The 12,069-nt window shown below is 61.9% G+C and carries 11 protein-coding genes and 1 pseudogene; 8 read left to right on the forward strand and 4 right to left on the reverse strand.

The window, feature by feature from the left end; all coding sequences use genetic code 11:
• Positions 1-16: 16 nt before the first annotated feature.
• From AC1DKY_RS07110 to AC1DKY_RS07125, 4 genes are all read right to left on the reverse strand, one after another.
• A complete protein-coding gene (locus AC1DKY_RS07110; protein ID WP_441604608.1) occupies positions 17-589 on the reverse strand; it encodes a hypothetical protein in 573 nt (190 codons plus the stop codon).
• 181 nt (positions 590-770) lie between these two features.
• Positions 771-1,511 carry an SDR family NAD(P)-dependent oxidoreductase gene (locus tag AC1DKY_RS07115; RefSeq protein WP_441604609.1) on the reverse strand — a complete coding sequence of 247 codons (741 nt, stop codon included), beginning with the start codon at positions 1,509-1,511 and terminating at the stop codon, positions 771-773.
• A gap of 101 nt (positions 1,512-1,612) precedes the next feature.
• On the reverse strand, positions 1,613-2,359 hold the full coding sequence (locus tag AC1DKY_RS07120) for an SDR family NAD(P)-dependent oxidoreductase (protein ID WP_441604610.1): 747 nt from the start codon (positions 2,357-2,359) through the stop codon (positions 1,613-1,615).
• Between the two features lie 25 nt (positions 2,360-2,384).
• Positions 2,385-2,780 carry a DUF427 domain-containing protein gene (locus tag AC1DKY_RS07125; protein WP_441604611.1) on the reverse strand — a complete coding sequence of 132 codons (396 nt, stop codon included), beginning with the start codon at positions 2,778-2,780 and terminating at the stop codon, positions 2,385-2,387.
• A gap of 202 nt (positions 2,781-2,982) precedes the next feature.
• Here AC1DKY_RS07125 and AC1DKY_RS07130 point away from each other — a divergent pair, with 202 nt between their 5' ends.
• The 8 genes and pseudogenes from AC1DKY_RS07130 (at position 2,983) to AC1DKY_RS07165 (ending at position 11,725) form a co-directional block, all read left to right on the forward strand.
• Complete coding sequence (locus AC1DKY_RS07130) at positions 2,983-3,882, forward strand: LysR substrate-binding domain-containing protein (protein ID WP_477179891.1); 900 nt, start codon at positions 2,983-2,985, stop codon at positions 3,880-3,882.
• A 409-nt stretch (positions 3,883-4,291) separates the two neighbouring features.
• Complete coding sequence (locus AC1DKY_RS07135; protein WP_441604613.1) at positions 4,292-4,474, forward strand: DUF3606 domain-containing protein; 183 nt, start codon at positions 4,292-4,294, stop codon at positions 4,472-4,474.
• Between the two features lie 44 nt (positions 4,475-4,518).
• Positions 4,519-5,172, forward strand: a pseudogene (locus AC1DKY_RS07140) (cation diffusion facilitator family transporter); the annotation flags it as partial.
• Between the two features lie 48 nt (positions 5,173-5,220).
• Positions 5,221-5,508 carry a cation transporter dimerization domain-containing protein gene (locus AC1DKY_RS07145; RefSeq protein WP_477178480.1) on the forward strand — a complete coding sequence of 96 codons (288 nt, stop codon included), beginning with the start codon at positions 5,221-5,223 and terminating at the stop codon, positions 5,506-5,508.
• A gap of 113 nt (positions 5,509-5,621) precedes the next feature.
• Positions 5,622-7,709, forward strand: a complete 2,088-nt coding sequence (locus AC1DKY_RS07150) for a catalase (protein ID WP_441604650.1) — start codon at positions 5,622-5,624, stop codon at positions 7,707-7,709.
• A 134-nt stretch (positions 7,710-7,843) separates the two neighbouring features.
• A complete protein-coding gene (locus AC1DKY_RS07155; RefSeq protein ID WP_441604614.1) occupies positions 7,844-8,467 on the forward strand; it encodes a (2Fe-2S)-binding protein in 624 nt (207 codons plus the stop codon).
• Between the two features lie 9 nt (positions 8,468-8,476).
• Positions 8,477-9,481 (forward strand): FAD binding domain-containing protein, encoded by a 1,005-nt coding sequence (locus tag AC1DKY_RS07160; protein WP_441604615.1) that lies wholly within the window; start codon positions 8,477-8,479, stop codon positions 9,479-9,481.
• A 15-nt stretch (positions 9,482-9,496) separates the two neighbouring features.
• Complete coding sequence (locus AC1DKY_RS07165) at positions 9,497-11,725, forward strand: xanthine dehydrogenase family protein molybdopterin-binding subunit (RefSeq protein WP_441604616.1); 2,229 nt, start codon at positions 9,497-9,499, stop codon at positions 11,723-11,725.
• Positions 11,726-12,069: the final 344 nt, after the last annotated feature.

A 12,069-nucleotide genomic window follows, 5' to 3' on the forward strand; every position in this document is an offset into this window, starting at 1 on the left:
CGACGAATGATATCTGTCACTGCAAGCGGACACGGGCAGTCACATCCATGCCCGTCTGCTGCGCACATGACTTCGCCCAAGAGGTTTGTTCGCTGCCGACATCGGCTTTGAGCACCTGGCTATCCGGCAATAAGACAGCAGTTTTGGCGTCCGTGCCGCCGGATGGATTTTGGGTGTGATAGCTGTAACACACGGTGCCATCATCCATGAGCATCGCGCGATCCACGCCGTAGCCATCCGTGTGGAGCTGGGCATCGTGAAGCATGATGCTGCCAAGCATGGCTCGGCGTATTGAATCATGGCGTTTCGCGTCAGCGTCGCTCCGCTCGCGCTTCTCTGCAGAGGGCGCCATGGCGGCATCGGCAGCTTTGCGGTAGTGGTTTGCGGACCAGACTGCAGCGATGACTCCCACAACGAGCAGTGCGCCGACGAGCACCGGAAGCAGGGGGAACGATCCCAAGGACTTCTTTCCGGTGACGGTATCCGCAGGTGTGGATGCCGCTTTCGAAAGGGTCACCCCGCAGGAAGGACAGACGAGCTCACCTTCGCCAACCTCTGCTCCACACTCAGGACAGGTGCTCAGGGCCATGGCGGCGCGTCCGTGTCTAGGTAAGCGTTTATCGCTCCAGCGGTGTCGATTTCGCGTGGACAATGGCTTGCGAAAGGCGGCACGACGCCGTCGTTGGGCGGGGTTTCATTACGCAGCGCGGAGCGGGTCTTTCGATCCGCTCCGCGCCCATGCTGGCTTACAGACGACTTGGCGCGTGCGCTTACGCGTTCGTCCCGCCATCAACAGTCAGATTAGCGCCGGTGATATAGGCGGCCTCCGGGCTAGCAATGAATGCCACCAGCGCGGCGACTTCATCCACCTGGCCGTAGCGATTGAGCGCCGTGGCTGCCTTCTGCGGCACCGCCCATTCGCCTGCGGCGGGATTGAGATCCGTGTCGATCGGGCCGGGCTGCACGTTGTTGACGGTGATGCCGCGACTGCCCACTTCACGGGACAGGCCCTGGGTGAACATCTTCACGGCGCCCTTCGTCGCTGCATACGGCACCAGTCCGGGCGTCAGCACGCGTTCGCCCACGCACGAGCCGATCATGATGATGCGGCCGTTGTCATTCATGTGCTTCAACGCTGCCTGCGTCGTGATGAAGACACCGCGGACGTTGATATCGATCACGCGATCCAATTCTTCCAGCGTGGTTTCTTCAAACGGCTTGGGAATGGCCGTGCCGGCATTGTTCACCAGTACATCGAGCCGGCCGAACGCGGCAACCGCTTTTCCCACCGCGCTCTTCACGGCGTCGGCGTCGGCGGCATCCGCCTGGATGGCCATAGCCTTGCCGCCATTGGCTTCAATGGCTTGAACCACGGCGGTCGCCATGCTGGCGTCCTTCGCGTAGGTGATGGCCACGCTTGCTCCATCGGCGGCCAGGCGCTTGGCGATGCCTGCGCCAATGCCGCGCGAACCACCGGTTACAAGGGCTACTTTCTTGGCTAACTTGGACATGGAATTTCCTCGGGTTTCATGGGGGAGGGGGGGTTGAGAAGAACGGGATTGCATGTTGCGTAGATGAACTGCGTTGCGCGCAGTCCGGGCGATGACAAAGCTCAGAGCCTGGAGCCACCATCGACGCGCAGGGTCTCGCCGGTCACCCAGCGCGCACCGTCGGTAGCGAGAAACAGCATGGCGTCGGCAATGTCCGCCGGCGTCGCGAGACGCTTGAGTGCCTGCATGGACAGTGCGCGGTCGCGACCTTCCTCGGTCTTGGTGAAGTTGGACATGTCGGTATCGACCACGCCCGGCGCCACCGCGTTGACGCGAATGCCACGTTCGCCCAGCGCTGCGGCAAAGTGCTTCACCAGCGTGTCGACGGCGCCCTTGGTGGCCGCATAGGCAGACAGCGTGCCGGCAACGGCACGCGCCACCAGCGATGAGGTGAAGATGATGCTGCTGCCCTTGCACATGATCGGCAGCAGCTGCTGCACCAAGAAGTAGGGTGCGCGTACGTTCACTGCAAACAGCTGGTCGAACTCATCCACGGTGAGCTCTTCGATCGATGCCGCTTTGGAGATGCCGGCATTGGCCACGAGGATGTCGAGGCGGTGGCCGACTATGTCGCGCACCTGCCTGGCCAATTCATGCGCGCCGTCGGGCTTGCTCAGATCGGCCGCTACCTTCTGCGCGCGGCCGCCCGCGGCGAGGATCTCCTTCACGACGGCATCGGCTTCCTTCTGCGCGTTGCCGTAGTGGACGATGACCTGCGCGCCTTCCTTGGCGAGCGCGAGTGCGGCAGCGCGACCGATGCCGCGGGATGCCCCGGTGACCAGGGCAGTCTTGCCAGTAAGCGTCGACATGGTTGAATCCTGCCAGTGTGGGGCGTTAGAGGATTTCTTCGATCGCATCGACGCGATCCGCATAGAACGCGACGTGGTCCTTGATGGAAGCAACGGCGCGGTAGGGGTTTTCATAAGTCCATACCGAGTTGATGGAGCGCTCGCCGCCGGACGGGATGCTGAAGTAGTTGCACTCGCCCTTGTACGGGCAGTACGTGGTGTGAGCCGAGCGATCGAGCAAGGACATGGCTACGTCCTCTCGCGGGATGTATTGCACGGCCGGATAGCCGGCTTCCTTGAGCGTCAAGGCACGATGAGTATCGGCAACCACGCGTCCAGCGACGGTGACCACGACTCGACGGGCATTGGGGGCGATGTCGATCGGATGGTCGGGTCCGGGCTCTCTGATCGTGCGGGTGGTGGATGGCTGAGGCTGGTTCATGGTCGATCCTCCTGGGCAACACGTGCCGTTGGTTTCGGTGTCTGGGGCGGGCTGCGTTTGGTGCGGGCGGGAAGGCCTTTGAGGCATCGCCGCTGCGCGATGCGTTTTCCGATGGCGCGAAATTTAGGCCTTCATGGCGCTTTTGAATAAGACTTTGTAAGCTCCTCCCCATGCCGAGCAGGCATGGCCAAGTCGAGCCGCCATGGAGCTTCGCCATCTTCGCTATTTCGTGGCCATCGCCGAGACAGGCAGCCTTACCGTGGCCGCCGAGAAAAAGCTCTTTACCTCGCAGCCTTCACTGAGCCGCCAGATCAAGGATCTTGAAGACCAGGTCGGCACGCCCTTGCTCAACCGCAGTGCGCGCGGCGTTACCCTCACCGAGGCCGGCAAGGCATTCCTGGATCACGCACGACTTGCGCTCCACCAGGTGGATGCCGCGGTGGAGGCAGCACGGCGTGCTGCGCAACCTGCCAAACAACGTTTCAGCCTTGGGTTTCTGACCGGTCAGGAGATGACGTGGCTGCCTGAAGTCATGCGTGTACTTCGCGCCGAACTGCCCAATATCGAGGTCATCGTGTCGAGCGATTACTCGCCCGATCTCGGCGAAGCAGTGGCCCGCGGGCGACTGGATGTGGCCTTCATGCGAGCCGAGCCGGAGTTGGAGCTGACTTACCGGCGCGTAGCGAAGGAACCTCTGGTGGCCCTGATGCCGAGCGACCATGCGTTGACCGCGCGTGCTTCCGTACGTGCAAAGGATCTCGTCGGCCTGCCGTTCATTGCCATGGCGAGCAAGGCGAAAGTGCTGCGCGCGGTGATCGACCAATACCTCGAAGATGCCGGCATCGAGATCACGCCTGCGCAAGTGGTCGACAACCCCGCGATGGTGATGTCCCTGGTGGCGTCTACCCGCGGCATCGCACTTATTCCGTCCTACGTGGAACCGCTGATGCCCTGGTCGGTGGTCAGTCGACCGTTGGCGGGCAAGGCGCCGACCATCGACCTGGTGGTGGCTTACAGCGAGTCCAATCCATCGCCGATTCTCCAGCTGTTCCTCGCCCATCTGGATGAGTTGAGGGCGAGTGTGGGCAAGGCGGACGTCTAGTTGTCGCGTGTCGTCACCTGGCAGGCTGCTGCGACAAATCCATCGCCTGCGAACGATAGATTGACGCCCTCGATCAGCTCGCGGCCGCGCAAAGACGCCGGCGTTCCGGTCGGCGCCTCGGCATCGGGCTCTGAATCGTCCAAAGGAACGGGGCGCCGAACTGCCCTCGGGGTCCGGATCTGACGTCGTGCGTTGCCGAAACCGTTTGGGCGCCGGGACTTGATGGAAGCGATACACAAAGCGAGCGGACCGCGCAATCAACGTCAGTTCGCTTGGGTGCACGCGGCAACAGGCCCGGCGGCAGCCAACCTGACCCGGCCGTGATTGAAGACCTGCGCTTCACACGGGTGAGTGCTTCGCTTTACAAGCGCTGTGTCATTGCTCGTTGCAAGAACATGGAGGGTGCGCAATGAGCAATGACAAATCCGGAACAGGCATCAGGGACAGGCAGCGCATCAATATTCACGAGGATTATGAACTTCGCGCCTGGGCAAAGGAATTCGGCGTCACCGAACAAGAGATCTGCGACGCCATCGCCAAAGTGGGGGTCATGTCCGAGGACGTGGAGCGCGAACTGAAAAGGAAAGCCTAGGCACCGCTGCCAGGCTGGCAATCCAATCCCTGTAAAGGAGCGATATGGACGGCACCTCGTCCCAGCCGCAAAGTCAGGCCCATCGCTCCAAGGCGGTGGTCTGGGCGGCGTTGGGCGGCAATCTCGCCATTGCGATCTCCAAGGTCATCGCAGCAAGCTTCACCGGGAGCTCCGCGATGTGGAGCGAGGCCGTCCATTCGCTGGTCGATACGGGCAATCAGTGGTTGATGCTGCTGGGCATGCGCCGTTCGTCGAGGCCACCCTCGGAGACACACCCGTTCGGGCATGGCCTGGAGCTGTATTTCTGGTCGTTTGTCGTTGCCATCATGATCTTTGGCCTGGGTGCGGGCGTTTCTATCTACTAGGGCATTGAGAAGATCCTCCATCCGGAGCCCATTCGGAACGTCTGGGTCAACTACGTGGTACTGGGCGTAGGGGTGGTGTTTGAAGGCGCCGTCTGGACATTCGCCTTGCGCGAATTTCGCCGCACGAACAGCAAGCTCGGATGGATTCGAGCCATCCGCTCCAGCAAGGACCCGACCGTATTCACCGTACTGTTCGAAGACACGGCGGCCTTGCTGGGCCTGTTTGTCGCACTGGCAGGCATCTGGGTGTCGGAGCTCACGGGCGAGCCGATCTATGACGCCGTGGCTTCCATCGTCATTGGATTGATCCTGGCTGCCACGGCAACGCTGCTCGCCAACGAGTGCCGGGGCCTGCTCACGGGCGAAGCGGCCAGCGCAGCGGTGCGCAAGCAGATCTGCGCACTCCTGTACCAGAACACTGCCGTTGAGGATGTACACCGCGTACTGACCATGCATTTTGCGCCGGAGGACGTGCTACTCACGGCCAGCATCAAGTTCAGCGATCGCCTTACGGTCCCCCAGCTTGAGCAAGTCATCGCCGAAATCGAGGACCACATCCGAACCCACCATCCCGAGATCAAGCGAATATTTCTCGAGCCACGACGCCGATTGAGCCCCGCAGCCGAGCGCACAAAGGTTCAGCCACAGCGCTCTTCTGGCCCTGAGTAGGAAACACGAGTACGACATGGGTTTCACGTGGACAGGGACACTCTTTTTTTCTCGGTGGACTCGACCGTCACCCATCGTTGGATATCGGAGCTGAGATCATGGCATCGAAGAAATTGTCGCCCAAGCCAGGCAAGAAAACCCCAACCTCCCACCGGCAGGCGGCTAATCGCGGGTCAGGGGATGAATTGCACGAGCAAGCCGGTGGCGATCATCCGGTGCTGACGACGAACCAGGGCCTTCCCGTTTCGGACAACCAGAACTCGTTGCGCGCCACACCGCGGGGACCGACGCTGCTCGAGGACTTCGTTCTTCGTGAAAAGATCACGCATTTTGACCATGAGCGCATTCCAGAGCGCATCGTGCATGCGCGCGGTAGCGCCGCTCATGGTTTCTTTGAACTCACCAAATCGCTGGCGAAGTACACGAGAGCAAAAATACTCACCGAAGTAGGAGTGAAGACGCCCGTGTTCACTCGTTTTTCCACGGTGGCGGGTGGCGCCGGCTCAGTCGACACGCCGCGTGATGTACGCGGTTTTGCGGTGAAGTTCTACACCAAGGAAGGAAACTGGGACCTGGTGGGCAACAACATCCCGGTGTTCTTCATCCAGGATGCGATCAAGTTCCCGGACCTTGTTCATGCCGTCAAGATGGAGCCGGATCGCGCCTTCCCACAGGCAGGTTCGGCGCACGACACCTTTTGGGATTTCGTGTCGCTCATGCCCGAAGCCATGCACATGATCATGTGGGCGATGAGCGATCGCACCATTCCGCGCTCCCTGCGCATGATCGAAGGCTTTGGCGTGCATAGCTTCCGCCTGGTGGATGCCAATGGGGCATCGACGTTCGTGAAGTTCCATTGGCGGCCCAAACTGGGCATCCAGTCCACGGTGTGGGACGAGGCGGTGAAACTGCAGGCGGCTGACAACGATTTCCATCGCCGCGATCTGTTCGAAGCGATCGAGGGCGGGAACTACCCGGAGTGGAACCTGGCCGTCCAGTTGTTCACGGAACAAGACGCGTCAAAGTTCCCATTCGACCATCTTGACCCGACGAAGTTGATCCCCGAAGAGATGGTGCCGCTCACCATGATCGGGCGCATGGTGCTGGATCGTTGGCCGGACAATTTCTTTGCGGAGACGGAGCAGGTGGCCTACTGCCCTGCCAACGTTCCGCCCGGTATCGATTTCTCCAACGATCCGCTGCTGCAGGGGCGCCTGTTTTCGTATCTCGATACGCAGCTCTCGCGGCTGGGTTCGCCCAACTTCAACCAGATTCCCGTCAACGCGCCCAAGTGTCCGTTCGCCAATCTGCAGCGCGATGGCCACATGCAAATGCAGGTGCCGAAAGGGCGGGTGAACTACGAGCCGAGTTCGCTGCAGGCCGATTCGCCGCGTGAAACGGTTGACGGTTTTCGCAGCGCCGCTGTGCCGGAAGAAGAGGGCGCCAAAGGCCGTATCCGCGCCGATAGCTTCGCCGATCACTACAGCCAGGCTCGGCTGTTCTTCCGGAGCCAGAGCAAGACGGAGCAGGCGCATATCGCGTCCGCCATCACCTTCGAGTTATCCAAGGTAGGCACGCCGCATGTGCGCGAGGCTATCGTTGGTCATCTTCGTCATGTCGATCCCGACCTGGCCCAGCGCGTGGCCAATGGGCTCGGACTGGCCTCGCTGCCTGCAGCTCCGCCCGCCGCCGTCCAGCCCATCGATATGGCGCCGTCGCCGGCCCTGCAGATCATCGGCAAGATGAAGGACACGCTGGAGGGTCGTGCCGTCGGCATCCTCGTTGATGATGGCTCCGACGCTGCCGCGGTCAAGGCACTGCGGAAAGCAGCCACGGACGCCGGCGCCACCGTGAAACTGGTGGCACCCAAGCTGGGCACGACCCTGAGTGACGGTAAGCGATTGAACGCCGATGCCCAACTCGCGGGTACCCCATCGACCGTGTTTGACGCCGTGGCCCTGATCCTTTCCGAAGAGGCCGGTAAGCGCCTTGCCAAGAATGGATCGGCGGTGGATTTCGCGCGCGATGCGTTTGCTCACCTCAAGGCCATCGCAATGGATGCGGGCGGCCAGCAGGTGCTCAAGGCTGGCAACGTGGGCCGGGACGCCGGCGTGGTCGAGGCAGCCGATATCAAGGCCTTCATCAAGGCTGCCAAGACGCGACAGTGGGATCGCGAGCCCAAGCTGCGCCTGCTTGCGTGATGGAGCGGAAGAGGGCTTTGGAAGCTATGCACATGCGTCCAACGTGACTCGCGCGAGCTGACTTTCGCCCTCCCTGTACATCGCGCTAACTCTTTCTGGTTTGGAATGACGCCATTCCCTTGTGAGGTGTTGGCATGGCTCACCAACAACACTTGCCATTTGCGGGACTGCCCTTCAGCCGCCGCAAATTTTTGCAGATGATCACGGTCGCGGGAGCCACGTCAGGGCTCGCGTCATTCAACTTGATTGCCGCGTCGGTGCCCACACGAGACGCACCGGAAAAAACGGCAGGTTCGGGGCGGGAAACCATCAAGCTGACGGTGAATGGCCAGACGCGAAACGTGTCGGTCGACAGCCGGACGTCGCTGCTGGACGCGCTGCGTGACCATCTTCAGTTGACGGGCACCAAGAAAGGTTGCGATCACGGCCAGTGCGGGGCCTGCACCGTCCACGTCAACGGTCGCCGCGTGCTCTCGTGCCTGAGTCTCGCCGTGATGCACGACGGCGACACCGTAACGACGATCGAAGGCCTGGGTCAGCCCGGCTCGCTGCATCCGATGCAGCAGGCGTTCGTCGATCACGACGGCTATCAATGCGGCTACTGCACCTCTGGACAGATCATGTCGGCAGTCGCCGTGCTGAAAGAGCCATGGGGCAGGGACGATGACAGCCTCCGCGAGGCGATGAGCGGAAACATCTGCCGATGCGGCGCGTACAAAAACATACTCGCAGCGATCAAACAGGTCCAATCTGCCTAGGCGATCCCCATGCAGGCATTCAACTACACACGCGCAAAGAGCATCGACCAGGCGATCGCGACCGCCGCGCAGGCCACCACGGCGCAGCAAGGCGCCGAGATTCGCTTCGTCGCTGGTGGCACCACCCTGCTTGATCTGATGAAGCTGGACGTTGAGCACCCCGTGCAGGTGGTCGACATCAACCGGCTTCCGTTGTCGTCCATTGAATCGAGCGCGGAGGGTGGCCTCACGATCGGCGCCTTGGTGCGTAACTCGGATCTCGCCAATCATCCCGAGATTCGCGCCAAGTATCCGGTGTTGTCCCAGGCCATCCTCGCCGGGGCGTCGGGACAGATACGCAATATGGCCACGACCAGCGGCAACCTGCTTCAGCGCACCAGATGCGTGTATTTTCGTGATATTCACAGCGCCTGCAACAAGCGCGAGCCTGGCAGCGGCTGCTCGGCGTTGAGTGGCTATCATCGAAATCTCGCCATCCTTGGCGGTAGCGAGCATTGCATCGCTACCAACCCGTCGGACATGAATGTGGCACTCACGGCGCTCGATGCCGTTGTATCCATCCAAGGGCCGCAGGGACGGCGTGATGTACCGGTGGCGGAGTTCTTCGTCTTGCCCGGCGCGACGCCGCAGCGCGAGACCGTGATGGAGCCGGGTGACCTGATCACCGGGGTTCGTCTGCCCAAGGCGACGGACCATGCGAAATCGCTCTATCTGAAATTGCGCGATCGTGCTTCCTATGAGTTCGCGCTCGCTTCCGTCGCCATCGTGCTCGTGCTGCAGGATGGCCATATCCAACAGGTGGCCATGGCCATGGGCGGCGTCGGTACGCGCCCGTGGCGTTCCGCTTCCGCCGAACAGGTGCTGCGCGGCAACGCGCCCAGCCCCGACTTGTTCAAGCGCGCCGCCGACGCTTTCCTCGCCAACGCCCAGCCGCAGGCGGACAACCGATTCAAAGTGGAACTGGCCCGCCGTTGCCTGATCAAGGCCATGAGCGACGTGTCCACGGCGGCGTGACAGGAGACGCTGAGCATGAGTCAGCCCGCAAACTACGTCGAACTGCCGATCGTCGGCAAAGCGATGAGTCGCATCGACGGCCCTCTGAAAGTCAGTGGCGCCGCTCGCTATGCCTCTGATTTCTCCTTCCCCAACATGGTTTACGCCGTACCAGTTTGCGCCACCGTGGCCAAGGCGCACATCGAGTACATCGATATCGTGCGGGCGCAAGCGCTGCCCGGTGTCCGCAAGATCTATACGCGAGAGAATATCGGACGCTTCTATCGCGTCTCCAAAGGCAGCAAGGCCAAGATCGACGAGAGCCGGCCGCCGCTCGACGACGATGAGGTGCGCTACTACGGTCAGTACGTCGCGCTAGTCGTTGCCGATACCTTCGAACAGGCCACTGCAGCGGCGCGATCCGTAGCGGTCCGTTACGCGAACGTGGAGACGCCATCCGTTTCGCCCACACTGGACTCCAGCCAGCCGCCGCAGACCGAGACCGAGCGCGGTGATCCCGATGCCGCGTTCGAGCATGCTGCCATCAAGGTCGACCACACCTATAGCACGCCAGTGGAAACGCATAACCCCATCGAGCTGCACGCCAGCCTGGCGCTCTGGGATGGCGTGCGCTTCACGTTGTATGAAACGACTCAGGCCATCATGAACTTTCGCGCCGTGATGGCGCAGATGCTCGGTGTCCCGACGGACCATGTGCGCGTCATCACCGAATATCTCGGTTCGGGCTTCGGCGGCAAGCTATGGCCGTGGACGCAGGCGCTGCTCGCCGCGGCTGCGGCACGCGATCTTCATCGTCCCGTGAAGTTGGTCGTCGATCGCCAGATGATGTTCCACAACGTGGGCCACCGACCATCCACCAAACAACGCATACGCCTTGGCTGCGATGCGTCCGGCAAGCTCACGTCGTTGCGGCAGGACTACGTCTACCAGCGCGCACTGCTGGCCGACTACAAGGAGGACTGCGGCGAGGCCACGGGCTTCCTGTACAGCACGCCCCATCTGCGCGTGACCGGCACCTACGCAGAGCACTTCGTCGGACCGGCCACCTCCATGCGCGGGCCCGGCGCCGTGCCTGGGCTATATGCGCTTGAATCGGCGATGGACGAACTCGCCATCGCGCTGAAGATGGACCCCGTTGCGTTGCGTCTCAAGAATGAGCCCAAGATCGACGAGAAGGAAAACATCCCGTTCTCGTCGCGGCATCTTGAGGAGTGCCTCACGCGAGGCGCCGAATCCTTCGGCTGGGCTCGCCGCAATCCCAAGGTGGGATCGATGCGCGAGGGCGAGAGCATTCTTGGCTGGGGCGTCGCCGCGTGTAGCTGGATCGCCGAGCGATTCAGTGCGGAGGCCGCCGTTACGTTGCTCGCGGATGGTTCAGTGCGCATCGCCAGCGGTACGCAGGACATAGGCACGGGCACCTATACCGTGATCGCGCAGATGGTCGCCGGCCTTACCGGCGTCGATGTCGACAAGGTCAAGGTCACCATCGGCGACAGCCAGCTGCCGCCTGGCCCATGGTCTGGCGGTTCGATGGCCACCGGATCGATGGTCCCCGCGCTGGTGCAGGCCGTCGAGCAGGCGGGCAATCAACTTATCCAGATCGCCGCCGAAGATGCCAAGTCGTTCTCGGGCGCCACGCCCGACCAGCTTGCCTTTACACAGGGGAGGGTGCATCGCCAGGGCCAGGAGCCGGGCTCAGGCACGCATTTTTCCGACCTGCTGCGCCAGGCGCGTCTGGGACAGGTCGAAGGACATGGCAAGGCCGAGGGCACCTTCGGGCAGAAGAAAAAGAGCTATTCCACCCACTCCTACGGCGCACACTTCGTCGAAGTGCGCTGGCAGCCTGAGCTGGCGCGGCTACGCGTTCATCGCGTGGTGACTGTGATCGATGCGGGCCGCATCGTCAATCCGTTGACCGGCAAAAACCAGATCGAAGGCGCGCTGGTGATGGGCATGGGCATGGCCCTGTTCGAAGAAACGCAGTACGACGCGCGCAACGGCATGGCGGTCAACAGCAACCTGGCCGACTACATCATGACCAGCCATGCCGATATGCCGCCAGAGATGGAGGTCATTTTCCTCGACTACCCCGATACCAAGGTGAACGCCATGGGCGTGCGCGGTATCGGCGAAATCGGCCTGGCGGGCATCGCCGCGGCGATTACCAATGCGGTCTATCACGCTACAGGTAAACGCGTGCGTGATCTTCCCGTACGCATCGAAGATCTACTGGCAACGGGGTAGCGCCGTTCCACTCTGGCCGATTCGCGGCGGGTGGCTTGGCATGGTGACCACGGAGCTACACGCGAGTGAACCAGGACGTGCCGCACACTGTTTCGAAGCCGTTAGGTGTTCGATGGAGCCGTGTGCCATCGGCTAGAAAGTAAGTCGGTGGACCTTCGGAGCTGGCGTGCGGGTCGCTGGCCGATGCTGCCGGCAGCCGCGGCGTGACCTTGGTGATGGCAACACGCTTGCCGCTGTTGTCTACAGTCTCAATCCGTTCGTGACGCTCAGCCATGTCGAGACCTCTATGCCAAGTGGCGATTGTGTTGAGAGTGACACAAACGGGGACGTGTCGGTTCGCAAGC

This window comes from Dyella sp. 01N448 (assembly GCF_056399225.1).